Genomic DNA, 20,159 nt, shown 5'->3' with positions numbered 1-20,159 from the left:
GAGATGTGTGGCAGGCGATCAGGCGGTGGTTCGACCCGCGCGAGTTACGGTCCGTCGGCAGCACGCCCGACTACCGCTTCTCGCTGGCCAACGAGCGGACCTTCCTGGCCTGGCTGCGTACCGGCCTGGCGCTGGTCGCCGGCGGGTTGGCCGCCGCGCAGTTCCTGCCTCCGCTCCCGCTGGCCCACCTGCGCGAGGCGATCGCCATCGCGCTGCTGGTGCTCGGCGCGACCGTCGCGATCCGCGCGGTCGACCACTGGGCGCGCACCGAGCGGGCGATCCGGCTGGGCGAGGAACTGCCGGCGTCCCGCTTCCCGGCGATCCTGGCCCTCGCCGTGGCCGCGGGCGCGCTGCTGCTGGTGATCGCGGTCCTCGTCCGGGGAGTCGGATGACCCGCGACCCCGGCCTCCAGCCGGAGCGGACCCGCCTGGCCTGGCGGCGTACGTTGCTGGCGCTCACCGGGGTCACCCTGCTGCTGATCCGGCTGGCGCTCACCGGCGGTCTCACCGACGCCCTGCTGGCCGGGCTCGCCGTGGCGGGCTGGCTCGGCGCGTTCGCGGTCACCTGGCGGCGGGCCACCGGCAGCGGACCGCTGCCGGCACACCGCTGGTCGTTCCCGCTGGTGGCGCTGACCGCCGCCGGTTCCGCGCTGCTCGGAGTCGTGCTGGTGCTACGCGGGCTGCGCTGACCGGCGCCGCTGAGCCATGATGTCCGACATGGCACGCCTCTACGGGCTCCTCTTCCTGGCCCAGGTCGTACTCGCGATCTTCGCGCTGATCAGCTGCCTCTCCGCCGAGGAGGGGGAGATCCGGGCGTTGCCCCGGATCGCCTGGGTGCTGATCATCCTGTTCTTCCCGCTGATCGGTTCGATCGCATGGTTCGCCGCCGGGCGGGAGCCGACGGCGCGCCGATCGGGCACCGCCTGGCCGGTGGGCAACGGGTTCTCCGAGCGGAACCGCCCCCGGCCGGTGGCACCGGACGACGACCCCGCGTTCCTGTCCTCCCTCGCCGACCGGGCCCGCCGGGAGGACCAGGAGCGCCTGCGCCGCTGGGAGGAGGACCTGCGCCGGCGCGAGGAGGAGCTGCGCCGGCAGGACGGCGATCGGGACCGGCCGGAGGTCTGAGCACGGCGGCCGGGCACCGGCCCGGCCGCCGTGACCGTCAGGCCAGGTTCGACGAGCGCGGGTACGCGTCCGCCGGGTCGGTGAGCACGTTGACCAGGTACGGCACGCCGGCGTCGAAAGCGCGCCCCAGGGCCGGACCGAGGTCGGTGGCCTTCTCCACCGTCTCGCCCGCCCCGCCGAGCGCCTCGACCACCTTGTCGTAGCGCAGGCCGGGCTGGAGGTCGGCGGCCACGTCGTAGCCGTACATGGCCCGCATCGGGTGCTTCTCCAGGCCCCAGATGCCGTTGTTGCCGACCACGATCACCACCGGGAGCTGCTGCCGGACCAGGGACTCCACGTCCATCAGCGAGAAGCCGGCCGCGCCGTCGCCCATCAGCACGCAGATCTGCCGGTCGGGGTGGGTCACCCGGGCCCCCATCGCGTAGCCCATGCCGGTGCCGAGGCAGCCGTACGGGCCGGGGTCGAGCCAGGTGCCCGGCTGCGCCGGCTCCAGGTACTTCCCGGCGTACGAGACGAAGTCGCCACCGTCGCCGATGGTGATCGCGTCGGCGGCGAGCACCCGCCGCAGCTCGCCGTAGACCCGGGCCGGCCGGATCGGGTCGGTCTCGGCGGCCATCTCCTCGGCGTCGCGGGCCTTCGCGGCGTCCTCGGCGGTGCGCAGCTGGGCGATCCAGTCGGCGTGGTCGGCCCGGTCGCCGGGGTGCTCGGCGAAGGCGCTGAGGATGAGCCGCAGATCGCCGGCGGGGCTGGCGGCCGGCTGGACGTGCCCGGCGCGCTGGCTGGGCGCGTCGACGACGTGCACGACCCGCGCGTCGCCGAAGTCGCCGAAGCCGAGCCGGAAGTCCAGCGGGGTGCCGACCACCACGACCACGTCGGCGCCCCTGAGCGCGACCCGGCGGGCCTTGGCGAAGGCGAGCGGATGCGCCGGGGGCAGCGCGCCCCGACCCATGCCGTTGGTGAAGACCGGCACCTGGAGCGACTCGGCGGCGGCGCGCAGGGCGTCGACCGCGTCGCCCGCGTACACGTCGGAGCCGGCGATGATCACCGGTCGGGACGCGCCGGCGATCAGGCCGGCCGCCTTCGCGACCTCGTCCGGGTCGGCCTCGATCGGGGCGATCGGGGTGACGGCCGGCAGGTCGGCGTCGCCGGCGGAGAAGACCGCTTCGAGGGGGAAGTCGAGGAAGGCCGGGCCACGGTGCGGGGTGAGCGCCGCGGTGAGCGCGGCGGTGACCGCGCGCGGAATGTCGTCGGCGCTGAACACCGTCTCGGCGTGCTTGGTGACCGGGGCGACCAGCGGCAGGTGGTCCATCTCCTGGAGGCTGCCGGAGCCCCAGCGGAACTGCGGGGCCCGTCCGCCGAGCACCAGCACCGCGGAGGCGTTGAAGAACGCGCTGGTCAGGCCGGAGACGCCGTTGGTGACCCCGGGGCCGGCGGTGAGCACGGCCAGACCGGGGCGACGCTGGAGTTTCGCCACCGCCTCGGCGGCGAAGACGGCGGTCTGCTCGTGCCGCACGTCGTAGATCGGGAAGCCGGTCTTGTGCGCGGCGTCGTAGAGCGGAAAAACGTGCCCCCCGGAGAGGGTGAACATCTCCCGTACGCCGTGCGCGCGCAACGCCGCCAGCGCCAGCTCCCCGCCGTGCCCCTCGACCCGTTCCGTCATCGCGACTCCAATCGTCCCAGGACCGGAGTCACACGCTACTGGCCGGTAGGCGGAATGGGAACCGCCCTCGGGGCCGACGGCGGGTGCGCCGCCGGCCCCGAGACGGCGGATCAGCGGCCGGTGAAGTTCGGCTTGCGCTTCTCGACGAACGCGGCCATGCCCTCGCGCCGGTCGTCGGTGGCGAACAGCGCCGCGAAGAGCTGGCTCTCCCAGGCCAGGCCCGAGGTGAGGTCCATGTCCAGGCCGCCGTCGACGGCCGCCTTGGCCGCCCGCAGGGCCTGCACCGGGCCGGTCAGGAACGGCTTCACGTAGGCGACCGCGGCGTCGTAGACCTCGGCGGCGGGAACCACCCGGTCGGCCAGCCCGATCCGCAGCGCCTCCTGCGCGTCGATCATCCGGCCGGTCATGATCAGATCCTTGGCGCGGGCCGGGCCGACCAGGCGGGCCAGCCGCTGGGTGCCACCGGCACCCGGGATGATGCCCAGCTTGATCTCCGGCTGGCCGAGCTTGGCGTCCTCGGCCACGATTCGCCAGTCGCAGGCCAGGGCCAGCTCGCAGCCGCCGCCGAGGGCGTACCCGGTGATCGCGGCGACCACCGGCTTCGGGATCCGGGCGATGGCGCCGAGCGCGCTGGAGAGGTCGGCGGCCCGCTCGGCCATGTCCACGTAGGACATATCGGCCATCTCCTTGATGTCCGCGCCGGCGGCGAAGACCTTCTCCCCGCCGTACACGATGACGGCACGGACCCCGGCGTCGGCGGTGGCGGCGCTCGCCGCGGCTCGCAACTCCTCCTGGACCTGCGTGTTGAGCGCGTTCATCGGCGGCCGCTCCAGGCGGATGGTGCCGATGCCGTCCTTCACTTCCAGCCTGACGAACTCGCCCACGCTGCCCTCACTTCCTCGTCGAAGTCGCGTGCCAACCTTACGACCCGCATCGTTGCGGTAGACAGTGTGGTGTCGACGGCTCCAGGTCGCTGCGCGGCGTCAGACGCGCCGAGCTGGAGCCGTCGCAGCCGCGACACCCGGAGCGAGGCCATGATCAGCTACTACGAGGACCGGTCGGCACAGGTCACCTCCACGGCCGTCCGGATCGACGGACGGACCTACCCACTTGCCGAACTGAGCATGGTGTGGCACCGGCGGGGCAGTCGCTCGTGGCGGGTGCTCGCCGGCCGGGGCGCGATCGGCGCGGCCCTGGCCGGGCCACTGGTGGCCGCCGCGCTCGGCGTCGGGCTCGCGCTCTGGCTGCACCGCTCCCCCGTGGTCACCATCGCCATCGTGGGGGCGTCCGTCCTGGTCGGGCTCGGCGTCGGGCCGCTCGCCGACATGCTCTTCGAGCAACTGGACCGGTCGTACGCCCGGGGCAGCCGGGAGCTGGAGATGTGGGCACGCTGGCAGGGCCAGCCGGTGCGGCTGCTGCGTACGGGCGACGCGCTGCGGTTCGGCCAGATCTACCGGGCGGTGCAGCGGGCGATGGAGGGCGTCCCAGCGTCGCCGGTTCAGAACACGATCGGCTCGTCCGGCAGCAGACCGAGGCCGCGCAGCAGGCCGTAGGTGTCCTGCTCGCCCCAGAACTGCACGATCCGCCCGCCGGCCAGCCGGTACATCTTGCAGGCGCTCTGCACCGTCGTGGCCCCCGTCGCGTCCCGCCGGTACGTCTGCGCCATCGACACCACCACCCGGTCCTCGGCCGCGAAGATCTCCAGGATCTCCTGGTCGAGCACGGTGAGCCCGGGCGAGGAAACGGCCCCCTCCGGATAGTGCCGCCCGCGCACCGCCGTGCCGGATCCGTAGATCTCCACGTCCTCGGCGACCACCTCGGCCAGTTCGGCCAGGTCCTTGGTGACGAAGGTCCGCAGATACCGCCGGACCACCGCGACGTTGCGCTCCTGCTCGGTCTCCGCCATGCCGGCCAACGCTACGCTCCGGAGCCGGCACCCACTGCCCCACAGTGGATCGGCACCGACCGTCACCTCTACGTCGCCTACGAACTTGATGACGTAAACGGCTCAGCCGCGCCGAGCCGGCCGAGGCCGATGAACGCTGCGGCCGGCGTGGACGGTGAATCATTTACGTCATCAAGTTCATAGGCCCTCTCGACCCCTCCATGAGGCGGCCTGGAGCAAGCAGGACTTGCTGGCGGCTGGTTAGGCTGAATGATGACCCTCTATTACCGGGACGACGCGGTACAGGTCACCTCCGAGGCGATCCGCGCCGGCGGGCACGTCGTCGCCCTCGCCGACGTGACGTACGTCTGGCACGCCCGCGGCGCGGCCACCCTGGCCGTCCGGGGTCGGGTCCTCGGCCGGGGCATGCTGGTCCTGCTGCTGTCGCTGCCGCCGCTGGTGGCGCTGATCTGCGTGCTCTCGCTGGCCTGGGCCGCGCAGGACCGGGGCGACTGGAAGCTGGCGCTGGTGATCCTGGCCGCGTTCGTGGTCGTCGGGCTGGCGCTGGCCCCGTTCCTTGAGGTGCCGCTGGGCTGGCTGGACCGCTCCTACGAGCGGGGCAGCCGGGTGCACGAGCTGTGGGTGCAGCACCACGGGCGGGAGGTGATGCTGCTGCGCACCCCCGACGCGCTCCGGTTCGGGCAGATCTACCGGGCCGTGCAACGCGCCGTCGAGCAGCACAGCGAACACCGCTGACCGGGTCTCAGCAGTCGCAGGTCACGGTCGCGGTCACGGCGGTCAGCTCGTCGAGCCGGCGGCGGACGATCCCCGCCGGGGTGACCACCGGCAGCCCCTCCCGGGCCCAGTACTCGAAGCCGCCGATCATCTCCTTCACCGGCCGGCCCAGCCGGGCGAACTCCAGCGCCGCCCGGGTGGCGCCGTTGCAGCCCGGCCCCCAGCAGTACGTGACCACCGTCGACCCGGGTGGCACCACGTCGGCGGCGCGGGCGGCGATCTCGTCGGTGGGCAGGTGCACCGCGCCGGGCAGGTGCCCCTGCCGCCAGGCCGCCGCGCCCCGTGAGTCGACCACCACCAGGTCGGGCGGGCCAGCCTCCAGCGCGGCGTGCACGTCGCTGACGTCGGTTTCGAGGCTCAGCCGGGCGAGGAAGTGGGCGGTTGCGGTCGCCGGGTCGGCCGGCGGTACGGAGAACAACATGCCTCCAATCCTGCGGCCCGTGCGGGCACCGGCGGCAGTGGCGCGATCGCCGTTCTCCGCTAACATTCCGCCATGGCTCCTGTCGACCGGACCGTGGCGGTGCTCGCGTACCCGGGGATGTCGGTCTTCGAGACCGGGATCGTGACCGAGGTGTTCGGGCTGCCCCGGCCCGAGCTGGGAGTCGACTGGTACCAACTCACCGTCTGCGCGGAGCGCCCCGGGCCGGTGCCCGTCGTCGGCGGTGCCGCCCTGCACACCCCGTACGGTCTGGAGGCGCTGGCCTCGGCGGGCACGGTGATCCTCCCCGGGGTGCCCGACGTGACGGTTGACCCGTCGCCGGAGCTGGTGGCCGCGCTGCGCCAGGCGTACCGCCGGGGCGCCCGGCTGATGTCGATCTGCTCCGGCGCGTTCGCCCTCGCGGGCGCGGGCCTGCTCGACGGTCGTCGGGCCACCACCCACTGGCAGTACGCGGACCTGCTCGCCCGCCGCCACCCGGCGGTCACCGTCGACCCGGACGTGCTCTATCTCGACGACGGCGCCATCCTCACCAGCGCCGGCAGCGCCGCCGGGCTGGACCTCTGCGTCCACGTGGTCCGGCACGACTTCGGTGCGACGGTCGCCAACGCGGTCGCCCGCCGGCTGGTGATCCCACCGCACCGCGACGGCGGGCAGGCCCAGTTCATCGAGGCGCCGGTGAGCGCCGACCCGGACGACGACCGGATCGCCACGAGCATGGCCTGGGCGGTCCGCCACCTGGCCGAGCCGCTGACCGTGGCGGCACTGGCCCGGCAGGCACACATGTCGAGCCGCAGCTACCTTCGGCACTTCGCCCGGGCCACCGGCGCCAGCCCGATCCGGTGGCTGATCGACCAGCGGGTACGCGCCAGCCTCGCCCTGCTGGAAACGACCGACGCGCCGGTCGCGGAGATCGCCGCGGCGGTGGGCTTCGACAGCCCGGTCACCTACCGGCACCATTTCGGCCGGGCGATGCGGACCTCACCGTCCGCGTACCGGCGGGCGTTCCGCGCCGGTGCCGCCTGACCGGTCAGGCCGGCGGGACGTACAGCTCGTCGATCTCGATCCGGCGGGGCAGCGCCACCGAGGCGCCGAGCCGGCGGGCACAGGCGGCACCGGCCGCCGCCGCCCAGTGCACCGCGTCGAGCAGCTCCCGACCCTCGCCCCAGGCCACCGCGAGGGCGGCGGTGAACGCGTCCCCGGCGGCGGTGGAGTCCACCACGTCGACCTTCACCGCCGGCACGTGCACCGAGGTCCCGTCCCGGTCGACGTACCGGGCTCCCTCGGCGCCGAGGGTGAGCACCGCCCGGGGCACCAGGTCGAGCAGGGCCTCCGGTTCGTCCCGGCCCCGGCCGGTGAGCGCGCGGGCCTCGGTCTCGTTGACCACCAACAGGTCGACCGCGGCGAGCAGTTCCGCCGGCACCGGCCGGGCAGGTGCCGCGTTGAGCACCACCCGGGTGCCGGCCCCGCGGGCTGCTGCCGCCGCCTCGGTCACCGTCTCGACCGGCACCTCCAGCTGCGCGACCAGCACGTCCGCCTCGCGTACGGCGTGCAGCTCGCCCTCGGTGAGGCCGGTGAACGCGCCGTTGGCTCCGGGGACCACCAGGATGGCGTTCTCGCCCGTCGCGTTGACCATGACCAGGGCGACGCCGGAGTCCCCGTAGACCACCCGGAGCTGGCTGGTGTCGACCCCGGCGGCGGTGATCCGGGCCTTGAGGGTGACCCCGAACGCGTCCGAGCCGATCGCGCCGAGGAAGGCGCAGGACGCGCCGGCGCGAGCTGCGGCGATGGCCTGGTTGGCCCCCTTGCCGCCGGGCAGCATCACGAAGTCGCTGCCGAGCACGGTCTCGCCGGGCCGGGGCAGCGCCGGAGCGGTGCCGACCACGTCCATGTTGGCGCTGCCCACCACGGCGACCCGGGTCTGCGGCACGCTGGTCTCTCCTCGGGTCAGGCGGCGCGGGCGGCCCACCGGTCGCCGGAACGCTGGACGACCAGGGGCAGACCGAAGGTCTTGGACAGGTTGTCGGCGGTGAGCGTGTCCGCGAGCAGCCCCTGGGCCATCACGCCGCCGTCGCGCAGCAGCAGCGCGTGGGTGAAGCCGGGCGGGATCTCCTCGACGTGGTGGGTGACCAGCACCATGGCCGGCGCGTCCGGGTCGTACGCCAGCTCGGCGAGCCGGGCGACCAGGTCCTCGCGCCCGCCCAGGTCGAGCCCGGCGGCCGGCTCGTCGAGCAGCAGCAGCTCCGGGTCGGTCATCAGGGCCCGGGCGACCTGCACCCGCTTGCGTTCCCCCTCGGACAGCGTGCCGTACACGCGCTCCGCGAGGTGGCCGACGCCGAGCTGGCCGAGCAGCGCGTGGGCGCGCGCCTCGTCGGTGCGGTCGTAGCTCTCCCGGAAGCGGCCGATCACCGACCAGGCGGCGGTGACCACGACGTCGGCGACCCGCTCGTCGGAGGGGATCCGCTCGGCCAGCGTGGCGGTGGAGAGGCCGATCCGCGTCCGCAGCTCGTTGACGTCGGTGCGGCCGATCCGCTCGCCGAGGACGTGCGCGCTGCCGGTGGTCGGGTGCAGCCGCCCGGCGGCCAGGTTGAGCAGGGTGGTCTTGCCGGCGCCGTTCGGGCCCAGCACCACCCAGCGTTCGTCCAACTCGACCCGCCAGTCGACGTCGTGCAGCAGCGCGCTGCCGGAGCGCTTGACGCCGACCCCGTCGAGGCTGACCACCAGATCAAGGTCACCAGTCACCGGTCCATCCAACCACGCAACCCGCGCGCTGCCCCCCACGGGCGGTGTCACCCCCATATGGTGAGGCGCCGTGTCGTTGGTCACCACAACCCGAGGACGGCTCATGCCCGACTGCCACCCGGAGCCACGCTGATGAGCGCGGTCATCGAGATCTCCGGTCTCCGTAAGACGTTCCACACCCTGCGCCAGGGGCGCCGGGTCGCCGTGGACGGCTTCGACCTGCTGGTCGAGGCCGGCCAGGTGCACGGGTTCCTCGGGCCGAACGGCTCGGGCAAGACCACCACGCTGCGCGCCCTGCTCGGGTTGGTCCGGGCCGACGGCGGCCGGATGAACGTGCTCGGGGCCGCCTCCCCCGATCGGCTGCCGGACGTGGCTGGCCGGGTCGGCGCGATCGTGGAGAGCCCGCAGTTCTTCGGCAACTTCACCGCCCGCCGTACGCTGCGGCTGCTGGCCCTGGCCGGGGGCGTGCCCACCAGCCGCATCGACGAGGTGCTGGAGCAGGTCGGCCTGCTGGACCGCAGCGATGAGCGGGTGAAGGGTTACTCGCTGGGTATGAAGCAGCGGCTGGCGGTGGCCTCGGCGCTGTTGAAGCAGCCGGAGCTGCTGATCCTCGACGAGCCGGCGAACGGCCTGGACCCGGCCGGCATCCGGGAGATGCGCGACCTGATGCGGTCGCTGGCCGCCGCCGGGGTGACCGTGCTGCTCTCCAGCCACATCCTGGCCGAGATCCAGCTCATCTGCGACCACGTGACGATCATCAGCCGGGGCCGGCGGGTGGCGTACGGCCGGGTGGACGACGTGCTCGCCGGCTTCGACCAGCACGAGTGGCAGGTCCGGGTGGCCGAGCCGGAGCGGGCCGTGGAGCTGCTGGGGCAGGCCGGCCTGTCGGTCACCGCCTATCCCGACCACCTGGTGGTCGCCGGGGTCGACGAGCCGGAGCTGATCAGCCGCACGCTGGGCGAGCAGGGGCTCTGGGTGCGCGAGCTGGTCCCGCTCCGGCCGGATCTGGAGAGCGTCTTCCTGGAGCTGACCGGCACCACCCCGCACCCGGCCGTGCCCCGGCAGTTGGACGGGCCACCGGCCGGCCCGGAGGACGTGGTGATCGACCTCGACGCGCGCGAGAACCGGGAGGTGGACGCGTGAACCTGGTCCGAGCCGAGCTGGAGCGGCTGACCGCTCGCCGCTTCGTGCAACTGATGGTGGTGCTGCTGCTGGCCGCCTTCGCGGTGACCGCGGCGACCACGCTGGCCGGGTCCCACCAGCCCACGCCGGATGAGCTGAGCCGGGCCCAGGCGCAGGCCGCCAACCAGATCCGCGAGCTGGAGATGGCGCACGACCGCTGTCTGCGGATCAAGGCCGGGCAGGCGACGCCGGCCGAGAACGACTACATCCCGGCGGACTGCGCCGAGGTGGACCCGGGCCGGATGGAGCGGCTGCCCATCGTGGCCGACTACCTCAACGGGGTGTTCGTCTTCGCCGTCGAGGCCCGGCCGCTGCTCTACTTCCTCATCGCGTTCCTGGCGCTCTTCGGGTTCCTGGTCGGGGCCTCCTACATCGGCGCCGACCTGAACTCGGGCGGGGTGGTCAACCTGCTGCTGTGGCGGCCCCGCCGCTGGGCGGTGCTCGGCGCCAAGCTGGGTACGCTGCTCGGCGCGCTGTTGGCGCTCTCCGCAGTGGCGTCGGCGGCGTACCTGACGGTGTTCTGGCTGATCGGGCAGGCGGCAGGGCATCCCGGGCACCTGGACGGGGCGTTCTGGCAGTCGCTGGGTGCCCTGTACGGGCGGGGGCTGGTGCTGGTGCTGCTCGCCGGGGCGCTCGGCTTCGCCATCGCGACGCTGGGCCGGCACACTTCGGCGGCGCTGGGCACGGTGGCCGCGTACCTGGTGGTGTGGGAGCTGGGCGCGCGGCTGGTGTTGCAGATCGTCGACGTGGCCCGGCCGGACAGGTGGATGCTCTCCAGCTACCTGATCGCCTGGCTCTCCGCTGAGGCCCGGTTCTGGGACCTCCATGCCTGCCAGGGTGAGGTCACCGGCTTCTGCGACGGCTCCTACACCCTGGACTGGGGGACGGGACTGACCGTGCTGCTCGGGCTCACGGTTCTGCTGGTCGGGGGCGCCTTCACCGCGTTCCGCCGCCGCGATCTGACCTGATCTGGCCCGGTACGGCCCCGGCCGGGCGGGGCCGTACCGGCAACTCCTTGCAGTGATTCTCCGATTCGTGAAGAATTCCTTCACATGGCGGCGCGGGCGACGAGTGGCGGACGGTCAGCCGACCGTCGAGCCGAACACCTCGTCGCGGACCGCGTCGAGCGCGGTGCGCAGCGCGCCCCGCAGGATCGGCTCCTCGGTCAGCCCGGTGGCGACCACCCGCGGCCGGACCAGGGTGATCGCGGCGACCTCGTGCTGCACCCGGTCGGCCAGCGCCGCCCCGCCCGCCTGGCCCACCTCGCCGGCGAGCACCACCAGCGGCGGGTCGAGCACCACGCAGGTGCTCGCCACGCCGAGGGCCAGCCGGCGGGCCAGCTCGTCCAGCATCGGCCCGCCGGCCGTGCCGGCGGCGATCGCGGCGCGCACCGCCTCGGCGGCGCCGCCCGCGGCGAACCCGTGCTCGACGGCCACCGCGCGGACCGCGTCCGCGCCCGCGAGCTGCTGGAACGCCGGCTTGGCCCGCTTCGTGACGTCCCGCGGGATGGGTACGCCCGGCACCGGCAGATAGCCGATCTCGCCGGCCGCCCCGCTGCTGCCGTGGTGCAGCCGGCCGCCGAGCACGATCGCCAGGCCGACGCCGGCGCCCACCCACACCAGCACGAAGTCCGACACGCCCTGGGCCGCGCCGGACTGGGCCTCGGCGACGGCGGCCAGGTTGACGTCGTTCTCGAAGACCACCGGGGTGTGCAGGTCGTCGCGGAGCGCGGCGAGCAGACCCCGGTGCCAGCGCGGCAGGTTGAACGCGAAGGTGATGTCGCCGGTGCCCGGATCCACCAGGCCCGGGGTGCCCAGCACGATGCGCCGCACGCTCGACAGCTCGGCACCGGCGCTGCTCGCCGCCTGGACCACCGCGTTGTGCACCACACCGACCGGGTCGTCGGTGTCCCGGGTGGACTGCTCCACACGGCCGACGACCTCGCCGGTGATGTCGGCGCAGGCCGCCACCACGCGTTCGGCGCCGACGTCCACGCCGACCACGTACGCACTGCTCGGACGGACCGCGTAGAGCTGGGCGTTCGGGCCCCGCCCGCCGGCCTGCTCGCCGACCCGGGTGACCAGGCCGCGTTCCTCCAGCCGCTCCACGAGCTGCGACGCGGTGACCTTGGACAGCCCGGTCAGCTCGCCGAGCCGGGCCCGGGTGAGCGGCCCGCGTTCGAGCAGCAGCTCCAGCGCCGCCCGGTCGTTGAGCGCGCGTAGCAGGCGGGGGGTGCCGGGCAGCCGGGTCGCACTCATGCCACGTCCTCTATTTTCAGTAAAGTTTGCTAATCAAAAACGCCCGCACTGGGGGTGTCCGCTAGCGTATCGGCCACCCCGATCCGGAGTCGTCGGACGACCCGGCAGGGAAAGGGGAGACACGTGGGGCAGGATCCTGGACTCCGGCGGCTGGCGCTGGGCACGCTGCTGGCCGCGTACCCGGGCCCGGTCCCGCCCGACTGGGCGGTGGACCTGCTCGCCGAGGGGCTCGCCGGGCACACACTGTTCGGCACCAACATCCACGACCCGGCCCAGGTGGCGGCGACCACCGCCGCGCTGCGCGCCGGCCGCCCGGACGCGATCATCGCGATCGACGAGGAGGGCGGCGACGTCACCCGGCTGGCCCACGCCACCGGCAGCCCGTACCCGGGCAACGCCGCGCTCGGCGCGGTGGACGACCTGCCGCTGACCCGCCAGGTGTACGCGGCGATCGGGGCGGAACTCGCGGCGCTCGGCATCACGCTCGACCTGGCCCCCACCGTCGACGTGAACACCGCCGACGAGAACCCGGTGATCGGCACCCGCTCGTTCGGCGCCGACCCCGCCCGGGTGGCCGCCCACTCGGCCGCCGCGGTCACCGGCCTCCAGTCGTCCGGGGTGGCCGGCTGCGCCAAGCACTTCCCCGGGCACGGCGCGACCGTCGCCGACTCCCACTACGAGCTGCCCACCATCGACGCGCCTCCGGCGGTGCTCCGCGAGCGCGACCTGCCGCCGTTCGCCGCGGTCATCGACGCCGGGGTACGCGCAATCATGACCGCGCACATCCGGGTGCCGGCGCTGACCGGCGACGCTCCGGCCACGTTCAGCCGGCCGGTCCTGGTCGACCTGCTGCGGGGCGAGTACGGCTTCACCGGCACCGTGATCACCGACGCGCTGGAGATGAAGGGGGCCGCGCTGGCCGCGGGCGGGGTCGGTCCGGCCGCCGTACGCGCCCTGGCCGCCGGGGCGGACCTGCTCTGCATCGGCGCGAAGGTCGACGCCGACCTGGTGGAAACAGTGGTCGAGGAGGTCGTCGGCGCGCTCGGCGACGGCCGGCTGGACCGGAGCCGGGTCGAGGAGGCGGCCGGGCGCGCCGCCGAGTTGGCCGCCTGGACGGGCGCCGCCGGCACCCCGGCCGCCACCCCCGACGGCCTCGGCTACGCCGCGGCGCTGCGCGCGGTACGCGTCGAGGGCGACATCACCGGCCTGACCGCGCCGCTGGTGGTGCAGGTCCACGCCGCCTCCACCATCGCCGAGGGGCGAGTGCCGTGGGGGCTGGGGCCGCACCTCGTCGGGGCCGAGGAGGTGCGCGCCGTCGCCGGTGAGACCGACCCGGACGAGCTGCGGGGGCGGGCCGGTGACCGGCCGATCGTGCTGGTCGGCCGCCACCTGCACCGGCTGCCCGGGGCGCGGGAGTTGGTCGAGGCGCTGGCCGCCGCGCATCCGGTGACGGTGGTCGAGATGGGCTGGCCGGCCGCCTGGCGCCCCGTCGGGGCCCGCGCCTTCGTCACCACGTACGGCGCCAGCCACGCCAACGGGCGCGCGGCGGCGCAGGTGCTCGGCCTGGCCGGCTGAGCCGCCGCCCCGCATCGCCGGCCGGTGAGCGTTGGTGGCCGGCGGACCGGCCGCTCCTCATTCCCTTTCAAGCTGATGTCGTGAACGATTCACTCCCGGCCATCTTGGATGAATCGTTTGCGGCATCAGCTCCACAGCGCCCGACAGGAACAACCGCCGCCGGGCACCACGTCATCCCTCGCCTGAGGCGCTCATCCGCACGCTACGTCACTGACGGCCGGCAGCCCCGGGCGCGCAGAACCCCAGGTCAAGTCCATTACCGGACACCGACATCCCCCGCCGCATCCCTTGTCTGACCTATCGTCGACACTTAGCGTTACCGATGACGGGCCTGGGAGGGAGCGGCGGACTGTGGATCCGGCCCGGGATCCACAGTCCGCCCCACCGTCGGGAACCTGACGCACCGATCCCACGTCATATTCATTTCCATACATGTACAACTTTTCGTGGGACGGTAATTGTCATGCCGAAACAGCCAGCCGACCGGTATCAGCAGGACGCCGAGCGCAACTGGCCGACCACCGGGCACGCCGAGCGGTGCCCGGCGCAGTCCCGGTACCGGGAAGCCCGGACCGGGCCGCTCTCCTGGGCCGCGCTGAACGCGCTGCCCGCCAGCGCCTCGGCCCAGCACGGCCTCAACACCCGCTGACGCGCCGCCGCCGGCCGGCGGCGGCGACACACCCGGGTCGCTCCACCGCAGTCTTTCGCACAGGTGTCGGGTAGCGTCGTCTGGTCCGAAATCCCGGCCAACGACAGGAGAAGCTCCGCGCATGGGCAAGAAGACGATTCACGTCTCCGACTTCACCGGCCAGCTGCTCGGCCCCGACGACGAGGTGGTCAAGGTCGTCGTGCTGGAGCACCCTGACCTCGTCGCCGGGCCCGTGCAACTGGATGCCACACCCGTCGAGGTGGAGAGCATCGACGACGCGGCGCTGGACGTGGCCGTGGTGGAGATCCACGACCGGCACGGCGGGGACGAGCCGCGCCGGGTGGTGCTGACCGCCAGCGAGTTCGATTCGATGGCCACCGACGTGCCGATGGCGCAGTTGCTGCGTACGGCGGAGCGGGTCCGGCCGCCGAAGACGCGGCGGAGCGCGGAGAAGGTCGACTACGGCACCATCGAACACGCCGGGAAGCCGCACCGCGGCCGGGTCACCGAGGAGGAGGCACGGCTGGTGCGCGAGCAGCTCGACGAGGTGAACAAGCGCCTCGCCGACGCCGGGATCCGCCAGGTCGACCCGGCCGACCCGGAGCACGCCGCGCGCTACGGCTTCCCCACCGTCGACTGAGGTCCCGGCCGGGCACGCGCCCCCGCGGCGCGCGCCCGGCCGGGCGTGGTCAGGCCATCTTCCGGGCGATCTCGGCCAGCGCGCCGGCGATCGCGGCCTCCATCGTGTCCTTCTTCAGCCCGAGGCCGGCGAGTACGCCGTCGCCGCCCTCCTCCTCGATCAGGGCGAGCAGCATGTGCTCGGTGCCGATGTAGTTGTGGCCGAGCCGCAGCGCCTCCCGGAACGTCAGCTCCAGCACCTTCTTGCCGCGCGCGTCGTAGGGGACCAGATCCGGGACCCGCTCGGCCTTCGCCGGCAGGGTCGCGGCCACCGCCTCCCGGAACCGCTCCGCGGACACGCCAGCGGCCTCGATCAGGCGGGGCGCGAGCGCGTCCGGGTCGACGAAGAGTCCGAGGGCGAGGTGCCCGGGGCCGATCTCGGCGTTACCGGCGGAGCGCGCCTCCTCCTGCGAGGCCATCACCACGTTGCGGGCTCGGGTGGTGAACCGGCCGAACCCGGCGTTCGGGTCCAGGGCAGCCGCCGTCTCGGCCTTGGCGGCCGACCGCTTCTGGGCCGCCTGCTTGCTGACCCCCATGCTGCGGCCGATCTCCGTCCACGAGGCGCCCGAGCGCCGGGCCTGGTCGACGAAGTGCCCGATCAGGTGGTCGGCGATGTCGCCCAGGTGGTCGGCGGCCAGTACGGCGTCGGCGAGTTGGTCCAGCGCGTCGCTGTGCGCCTTCTTGATGGCCTCGATCAGGTCGTCGAGGCGTACGGAGTGGGTCATCTTCAATGGGTCCGTCATATGTCAACCGTAGGTTGACGGCCCTCCTGCGTCAACCTTGAGTTGACGATGCCTCTCGCGGAACTACAACCTCAACTGCCGTCCACCAGACCGGCCCGTCACTCCGGCTCCGGCGGCGACCAAGCGGTCTGGACCACCCGGTTGCCGTCCCGGCGGCGGACCAGCGTGCCGCGTCCCGCCGGCATCGACTGCGGTCGCAGCCCGCCCAGCAGCGGCCCCTCCTCCCGGCTGCCCGACATCAGCAGACCCGGCGAATCCAGTTCGCGCAGGCGTTGCAGCAACGGCTCGTACAGCGCCCGGGCGGCCCCGCCGACCCGGCGGGCGACGATCAGGTGCAGCCCGATGTCCCGGGCGTGCGGCAGCAGCTCGTGCAGCACGCTCAGCGGGTTGGTCCCACCGCTGGCGACCAGGTCGTAGTCGTCCACCAGGAGATAGAGCTCCGGCCCCTGCCACCAGGAACGCCCCCGGAACTGGTCGTACGAGACGTCCGGACCGGGCAGCCGCCGCTCCATCGCCTGCCGGACCTGGTCCAGCCCCTCGACGAGGGCCGGCCGCGCCGCGGCGTAGTGCAGCAGGTGCTCCCCCTCGACGGCGTGCAGCAGGCTACGACGGTAGTCCGCGACCATCAGCCGGGCCTGCTCCGGCGAGTACCGGCCGACGATCTGCCGGGCGATCAACCGCAACAGGTTGGACTTCCCGCACTCCGCGTCACCGAACACGATCAGGTGCGGTTCGCGGTCGAAGTCGAGGTGGACCGGGGCCAGGTCCGCCTCGTCCAGCCCGATCGGCAGCCCGGTCGCCGTCGGGTCGCGCAGCTCGTCCAGCTCCGCGGCCGAGAGCTGGCGCGGCAGCAGCCGTACCGGTGGGGCCGGGTCGCCCGGCCAGGCCGCCGCGACCCGTTCCGCCAGCGCGGCGGCCGCCTCCGTCAGGTCCTCGACGTCGCTGCGGCCGTCGATCCGGGCCAGGGCGGTCAGGAAGTGCAGCCGGCCGGACGCCAGCCCCCGCCCCGGCGCGGACCGGGGTACGGTCGCCGCCGCCCGCCGGTCGAACTCCGATTCCGTCGGGTCACCGAGCCGCAACTCCAGCTTGGCGCCGAGCAGGTCCCGGAGGCTGGATCGGAACTCGAACCAACGCACCGCGGTGAGCACGACGTGCACGCCGTACGCGAGCCCGCGCTGGGCGATGTGGTTGACGACCTCCTCCAGCTCCTCGTACTCCTGGCGCAGGGTGCCCCAGCCGTCCACCACGAGGAAGACGTCCCCGTACGGGTCGTCGGTGACCTTCCCGGAGTCGCGCAACGCCCGGTAGGCGGCCATCGAGCCCACGCCGTGCTCGGTGAAGCGCCGCTCCCGCTCGTCGAGCAACGCGGCCACCTCGGCGACGGATCGCCGGACCGCCTCGGCGTCGCGCCGCCCGGCCACCCCGCAGACATGGGGCAGCCGCCCCAGGCCGCGCAGCCCGCCGCCGCCCAGGTCGAGGCAGAAGAACTGCACCTCGCGCGGGGTGTGACTCAACGCCAGCGACGCCACCAGGGTTCGCACGGTGCTGCTCTTGCCCGACAGCGGCGCGCCCACCACACCGACGTTCCCGCTGCTGCCCCCGAGCTCCAGCACCAGCGGCGCCCGGCGCTGCTCACGGGGCACGTCCACCAGGCCGATCGGCACCGCCAGCGCGGACTGCGGCGGGCCGGCGGTGAGGCCCCGGGCCGGGTCGACCTGCAACGGCGGCAGGAGTTCGTCGAGCGCGGGCGCCTCGCCCAGGGGCGGCAGCCAGATCTGGTGGGCGGGGGCGCCCCGACCGTGCAGCCGCGCGACCAGCACGTCGAGCGCGCTGCGTCCGGCCAGCTCCAGGGGTACGTCGGCCTCGGCGTCGCCCGTCGCCGCCGGGCCGGAGACGTACGCGGCGCGGAACGGCGTCATCGTCACCCCCGCCTTCAGGTAGCCGTGCCCGGGGGCGGTGGGCAGCGCGTACGCGTCGGGCACGCCGAGCACCGCCCGACTCTCCGCCACCGAGAAGGTACGCAGCCCGATCCGGTACGACAGGTGGCTCTCCAGCCCGCGCAGCCGGCCCTCCAGCCGCTGGCTGGCCAGCAGCAGGTGCACGCCGAGGGCGCGGCCCATCCGGGCCGCCTGCACGAAGACGTCGCTGAACTCGGGCCGCGCGGCGAGCAGCTCGGAGAACTCGTCGCAGACGACCAGCAGGGTGGGCAGCGGCGGCAGGTCGGCGCCGGCCGCCCGCGCCTGCTCGTAGTCCCACCGGTTGGCGTAGTTGCCGGAACCGCTCAGCAGTTGCTGCCGCCGGAGCAGTTCGCTGGTCAGCGCGTCCGCCAGCCGGTCGATCAGCGTGAGCTCGTCGGCAAGGTTGGTGATCACCGCGCTCACGTGCGGCAGCGCGGCGAACGGCGCGAAGGCCACCCCACCCTTGAAGTCGACGAGGACGAGGTTCAGCTCCGCCGAGGAGTGCCGGGCCACCAGCGCGGCCACGAGGGTACGCAGCAGCTCGCTCTTGCCGGAACCGGGCGCCCCGACCAGCAGGCCGTGCGGGCCCATGCCGTTCCGGGCCGGCTCCTTCAGGTCGAGCAACACCGGTTCGCCCCGCTCGTCGAAACCCAGCGGCACCCGCAGGTGGTCGGGGCCCAGTGGGGTGTGCCGTCCCTCGAACCGCCAGAGCGCCGCCCGATCCGGCACGCCGAGAACGAACAGCGCCTCGTCCGCCTGCGCGGTGACCGGCGACGGCAGACTCGACCCGTCGCCGGCCGTGTCCCACGCCTCGGCGATCACCGACACCAGCGTCCCGCTGCCGTCCGCCGCCCCGGCCTCGGAGTCCAGCTCGACGTCCCGCTCGGCGGAGGTCAGGTCGGGCAGCGCAATGCGGAACGTACGCCGGCCGTGGATGGCCCAGCCCGGCATGTTGGCCGGCAGCCGCATCGCCTGGTCCGGGCTGACCAGCGACTCCTGCGGCTGCGACAGCCGGGTCTCGATCCGGATCTGGGGCAACTCCCGCAGGTCCTCCGGAATGCTCCGCCAGCTCCGGTCGGCGATGACCACGTGGACCCCGTAGCCGAGGCCCTTGTTGGCCAGGTCGACGACCCGGGTGGCGAAGTCCGGCAGCAGCGTGGTGAAGTCGTGCCAGCGGTCGACGACCAGGAACACGTCCGGCCACGGTCCGGCGTCGAGGGTGGCACGGCGGGCCCGCAGGCTGGTGGGCGACTCCAGGTTGTGGTCGCGGAACAGCCGCTTCCGGTCGAGGACGTCCCTTTCCAGCCGGTCGAGCAACTCGCCCACGTCGCCCACCTCGTCGTCGCCGACGACGGCCCGTACGTGCGGCAGGCGCAGCATCGGCCCGAGCCAGTTCCCACCCGACTCCAGGCAGTTGAACGCCACCTCGTCGGCGGAATGGGTCAGCGCCAGCCCGGCGATGATGGTGCGTAGCAGGCTGGTCTTGCCGGTGCCCGCCCGCCCGACCACCAGCAGGTGCCCCTCGGCGGAGGCCAGGTCGAGCCAGACCGGCTCGCCGGCCGGCTGGTCGATCCGCTGCGCCTGCCCGACGGGCACCTTGAGCAGTCCGCGTCGCCGCCAGTCGGTCGCGCAGAGCTTCACGTCGTCGGCCGGTTCGAGCGGCCCGAGAAGGTCGCCGAGCCGCGGCCCCCGCTGGTCGCGCCGCCGGCGCTGCCGGTGGTGGCCCTCCCGGGACAGGGCGATGTGTATCTCGTCGCTGGCGCTGCCGAACTGGCACGGCGTCTGCGCCGACCGCTTGGGCAGTTCGAGGTGGACGTACCGCCACAGGTCGTCGGGGGTGATCCGGCCCTGGCCGGTGATGTCCGCCGCGCCGGTGCTCAACCCCTGGATGACCGTCTCGGTGAACGCCGACCGCAGGCGCGGCCCGGCCCCGGACGCGGGCCGCCCGTCGTCGGCCCGTTCCACCGCGTTGGTCGCGGTGATGACGTACCGGCCGTACCCGGTCTTCAGCTCGCCGTCGATCGCGAGGTCGTCCGTCGTCTTCAGGCCGTGGCCCTCGAACGCGCCGCTGTAGCAGCAGTCGAGCAGGATCACCGAGCTGGCCGCGTCCGACTCGTCGAGGAGTTCCCGGACGAACGAGGCGGAGATCGCGGTCGACGAGAGGTGGTCGAGTTCGGTGTTCGCCACCGCCAGGTGCAGCCGCCCCCGCTTGCTGCTGCGCACCCCGTGGCCGGAGAAGTAGAGCAGGACGAGGTCCTCCGGGCCGGCCGCCCGCAGCATCGACTCGATCGCCCGCTCGATCGAGCTCTTGGACTCGTTCTCCAGCAGCACCGTCTGGTCGAACGCGCCGACATCGGCGTCGGCCAGCAGGCTGAGCAGGTCGCGCGCCTCCTCCCGGGGCGCATACAGGTCGGCCAGGGACTCGTCGAGGTAGCGGTCGTTGGCGATCAGGAGCGCGCGTCGCTGTCCCACGT

General features: G+C 73.6%; 20 protein-coding genes. 11 read left to right on the top strand and 9 right to left on the bottom strand.

Annotated features, from left to right (window positions below; translation table 11 throughout):
- Nucleotides 1–5: 5 nt before the first annotated feature.
- Genes GA0070604_RS05955 through GA0070604_RS05945 form a run of 3 tightly spaced genes read left to right on the top strand, consistent with a single transcriptional unit; the run spans nt 6 to nt 1,124 of the window.
- Nucleotides 6–392, top strand: coding sequence for a YidH family protein (locus GA0070604_RS05955; RefSeq protein ID WP_091115414.1), 387 nt, complete (start codon nt 6–8; stop codon nt 390–392).
- Nucleotides 389–688 carry a DUF202 domain-containing protein gene (locus GA0070604_RS05950; RefSeq protein WP_091115410.1) on the top strand — a complete coding sequence of 100 codons (300 nt, stop codon included), beginning with the start codon at nt 389–391 and terminating at the stop codon, nt 686–688. The genes GA0070604_RS05955 and GA0070604_RS05950 overlap by 4 nt, the downstream gene beginning before the upstream one ends.
- A 28-nt stretch (nt 689–716) precedes the next feature.
- Nucleotides 717–1,124 (top strand): PLD nuclease N-terminal domain-containing protein, encoded by a 408-nt coding sequence (locus tag GA0070604_RS05945; protein WP_091115407.1) that lies wholly within the window; start codon nt 717–719, stop codon nt 1,122–1,124.
- A 37-nt stretch (nt 1,125–1,161) separates the two neighbouring features.
- On the opposite strand, the gene GA0070604_RS05940 is transcribed toward GA0070604_RS05945, so the two are convergent.
- Both GA0070604_RS05940 and GA0070604_RS05935 read right to left on the bottom strand, forming a co-directional pair.
- Nucleotides 1,162–2,784 carry an acetolactate synthase gene (locus GA0070604_RS05940; protein ID WP_091115404.1) on the bottom strand — a complete coding sequence of 541 codons (1,623 nt, stop codon included), beginning with the start codon at nt 2,782–2,784 and terminating at the stop codon, nt 1,162–1,164.
- A gap of 110 nt (nt 2,785–2,894) precedes the next feature.
- Nucleotides 2,895–3,668, bottom strand: coding sequence for an enoyl-CoA hydratase-related protein (locus GA0070604_RS05935; protein ID WP_091115400.1), 774 nt, complete (start codon nt 3,666–3,668; stop codon nt 2,895–2,897).
- A 150-nt stretch (nt 3,669–3,818) separates the two neighbouring features.
- Between GA0070604_RS05935 and GA0070604_RS05930 the strand changes: the two genes are divergently transcribed.
- Nucleotides 3,819–4,337: a DUF6232 family protein gene (locus tag GA0070604_RS05930; RefSeq protein ID WP_091115396.1), complete on the top strand. Its 519-nt coding sequence runs from the start codon at nt 3,819–3,821 to the stop codon at nt 4,335–4,337.
- Here the strand turns inward: GA0070604_RS05930 and GA0070604_RS05925 are convergent.
- Entirely contained in the window at nt 4,283–4,690 is a 408-nt protein-coding gene (locus GA0070604_RS05925; protein WP_091115393.1) for a nuclear transport factor 2 family protein, read from the bottom strand. The two genes, GA0070604_RS05930 and GA0070604_RS05925, sit on opposite strands and share 55 nt — an antisense overlap.
- Before the next feature lie 252 nt (nt 4,691–4,942).
- Between GA0070604_RS05925 and GA0070604_RS05920 the strand changes: the two genes are divergently transcribed.
- The gene (locus tag GA0070604_RS05920; protein WP_091126929.1) at nt 4,943–5,425 is read left to right on the top strand and encodes a DUF6232 family protein; all 483 of its coding nucleotides are present in this window, start codon (nt 4,943–4,945) and stop codon (nt 5,423–5,425) included.
- Between the two features lie 7 nt (nt 5,426–5,432).
- On the opposite strand, the gene GA0070604_RS05915 is transcribed toward GA0070604_RS05920, so the two are convergent.
- Nucleotides 5,433–5,885: a rhodanese-like domain-containing protein gene (locus GA0070604_RS05915; protein ID WP_091115391.1), complete on the bottom strand. Its 453-nt coding sequence runs from the start codon at nt 5,883–5,885 to the stop codon at nt 5,433–5,435.
- 72 nt (nt 5,886–5,957) lie between these two features.
- Between GA0070604_RS05915 and GA0070604_RS05910 the strand changes: the two genes are divergently transcribed.
- Nucleotides 5,958–6,926: a helix-turn-helix domain-containing protein gene (locus GA0070604_RS05910; protein ID WP_091115388.1), complete on the top strand. Its 969-nt coding sequence runs from the start codon at nt 5,958–5,960 to the stop codon at nt 6,924–6,926.
- Nucleotides 6,927–6,930: 4 nt separating this feature from the next.
- Here GA0070604_RS05910 and GA0070604_RS05905 read toward each other — a convergent pair whose 3' ends face one another.
- Complete coding sequence (locus GA0070604_RS05905) at nt 6,931–7,830, bottom strand: ribokinase (protein WP_091126928.1); 900 nt, start codon at nt 7,828–7,830, stop codon at nt 6,931–6,933.
- A 17-nt stretch (nt 7,831–7,847) separates the two neighbouring features.
- Nucleotides 7,848–8,699, bottom strand: a complete 852-nt coding sequence (locus GA0070604_RS05900; protein WP_377592637.1) for an ABC transporter ATP-binding protein — start codon at nt 8,697–8,699, stop codon at nt 7,848–7,850.
- A 75-nt stretch (nt 8,700–8,774) separates the two neighbouring features.
- Here GA0070604_RS05900 and GA0070604_RS05895 point away from each other — a divergent pair, with 75 nt between their 5' ends.
- Nucleotides 8,775–9,785: an ABC transporter ATP-binding protein gene (locus GA0070604_RS05895; protein ID WP_091115381.1), complete on the top strand. Its 1,011-nt coding sequence runs from the start codon at nt 8,775–8,777 to the stop codon at nt 9,783–9,785.
- Nucleotides 9,782–10,792 carry an ABC transporter permease subunit gene (locus GA0070604_RS05890; protein WP_091115377.1) on the top strand — a complete coding sequence of 337 codons (1,011 nt, stop codon included), beginning with the start codon at nt 9,782–9,784 and terminating at the stop codon, nt 10,790–10,792. Before GA0070604_RS05895 ends, GA0070604_RS05890 begins: the two co-directional genes overlap by 4 nt.
- A 114-nt stretch (nt 10,793–10,906) precedes the next feature.
- On the opposite strand, the gene GA0070604_RS05885 is transcribed toward GA0070604_RS05890, so the two are convergent.
- Nucleotides 10,907–12,082, bottom strand: a complete 1,176-nt coding sequence (locus tag GA0070604_RS05885; protein ID WP_091115373.1) for an ROK family transcriptional regulator — start codon at nt 12,080–12,082, stop codon at nt 10,907–10,909.
- 123 nt (nt 12,083–12,205) lie between these two features.
- Between GA0070604_RS05885 and GA0070604_RS05880 the strand changes: the two genes are divergently transcribed.
- The 3 genes from GA0070604_RS05880 to GA0070604_RS05870 all read left to right on the top strand — a co-directional run bounded on the left by GA0070604_RS05880 (nt 12,206) and on the right by GA0070604_RS05870 (nt 14,946).
- Entirely contained in the window at nt 12,206–13,657 is a 1,452-nt protein-coding gene (locus tag GA0070604_RS05880; protein ID WP_091115370.1) for a glycoside hydrolase family 3 N-terminal domain-containing protein, read from the top strand.
- Nucleotides 13,658–14,120: 463 nt separating this feature from the next.
- The gene (locus tag GA0070604_RS05875) at nt 14,121–14,306 is read left to right on the top strand and encodes a DNA repair protein (protein ID WP_091115368.1); all 186 of its coding nucleotides are present in this window, start codon (nt 14,121–14,123) and stop codon (nt 14,304–14,306) included.
- Nucleotides 14,307–14,427: 121 nt separating this feature from the next.
- A complete protein-coding gene (locus GA0070604_RS05870; RefSeq protein WP_091115366.1) occupies nt 14,428–14,946 on the top strand; it encodes a hypothetical protein in 519 nt (172 codons plus the stop codon).
- Nucleotides 14,947–14,995: 49 nt separating this feature from the next.
- On the opposite strand, the gene GA0070604_RS05865 is transcribed toward GA0070604_RS05870, so the two are convergent.
- Nucleotides 14,996–15,727 carry a Clp protease N-terminal domain-containing protein gene (locus tag GA0070604_RS05865; RefSeq protein ID WP_091115363.1) on the bottom strand — a complete coding sequence of 244 codons (732 nt, stop codon included), beginning with the start codon at nt 15,725–15,727 and terminating at the stop codon, nt 14,996–14,998.
- Nucleotides 15,728–15,825: 98 nt separating this feature from the next.
- Nucleotides 15,826–20,157, bottom strand: coding sequence for a type VII secretion protein EccCb (gene eccCb, locus GA0070604_RS05860; RefSeq protein ID WP_167363404.1), 4,332 nt, complete (start codon nt 20,155–20,157; stop codon nt 15,826–15,828).
- Nucleotides 20,158–20,159 lie beyond the last annotated feature (2 nt).

The sequence above is a fragment of the Micromonospora eburnea genome, from assembly GCF_900090225.1.
Lineage (GTDB): Bacteria > Actinomycetota > Actinomycetes > Mycobacteriales > Micromonosporaceae > Micromonospora > Micromonospora eburnea.
Note: the sequence above shows the minus strand (reverse complement) of the source record. Positions and strands in the feature narration are given on the sequence as shown.

Excerpts from the sequence above, each read along its gene's own strand:
- GA0070604_RS05950 (WP_091115410.1), top strand. The coding sequence starts at position 389 with ATGACCCGCGACCCCGGCCTCCAGCCGGAGCGGACCCGCCTGGCCTGG.
- GA0070604_RS05945 (WP_091115407.1), top strand. The coding sequence starts at position 717 with ATGGCACGCCTCTACGGGCTCCTCTTCCTGGCCCAGGTCGTACTCGCG.
- GA0070604_RS05940 (WP_091115404.1), bottom strand. The coding sequence starts at position 2,784 with ATGACGGAACGGGTCGAGGGGCACGGCGGGGAGCTGGCGCTGGCGGCG.
- GA0070604_RS05930 (WP_091115396.1), top strand. The coding sequence starts at position 3,819 with ATGATCAGCTACTACGAGGACCGGTCGGCACAGGTCACCTCCACGGCC.
- GA0070604_RS05925 (WP_091115393.1), bottom strand. The coding sequence starts at position 4,690 with ATGGCGGAGACCGAGCAGGAGCGCAACGTCGCGGTGGTCCGGCGGTAT.
- GA0070604_RS05920 (WP_091126929.1), top strand. The coding sequence starts at position 4,943 with ATGACCCTCTATTACCGGGACGACGCGGTACAGGTCACCTCCGAGGCG.
- GA0070604_RS05915 (WP_091115391.1), bottom strand. The coding sequence starts at position 5,885 with ATGTTGTTCTCCGTACCGCCGGCCGACCCGGCGACCGCAACCGCCCAC.
- GA0070604_RS05910 (WP_091115388.1), top strand. The coding sequence starts at position 5,958 with ATGGCTCCTGTCGACCGGACCGTGGCGGTGCTCGCGTACCCGGGGATG.
- GA0070604_RS05900 (WP_377592637.1), bottom strand. The coding sequence starts at position 8,699 with ATGGGGGTGACACCGCCCGTGGGGGGCAGCGCGCGGGTTGCGTGGTTG.
- GA0070604_RS05895 (WP_091115381.1), top strand. The coding sequence starts at position 8,775 with ATGAGCGCGGTCATCGAGATCTCCGGTCTCCGTAAGACGTTCCACACC.
- GA0070604_RS05885 (WP_091115373.1), bottom strand. The coding sequence starts at position 12,082 with ATGAGTGCGACCCGGCTGCCCGGCACCCCCCGCCTGCTACGCGCGCTC.
- GA0070604_RS05875 (WP_091115368.1), top strand. The coding sequence starts at position 14,121 with ATGCCGAAACAGCCAGCCGACCGGTATCAGCAGGACGCCGAGCGCAAC.
- GA0070604_RS05870 (WP_091115366.1), top strand. The coding sequence starts at position 14,428 with ATGGGCAAGAAGACGATTCACGTCTCCGACTTCACCGGCCAGCTGCTC.
- GA0070604_RS05865 (WP_091115363.1), bottom strand. The coding sequence starts at position 15,727 with ATGACGGACCCATTGAAGATGACCCACTCCGTACGCCTCGACGACCTG.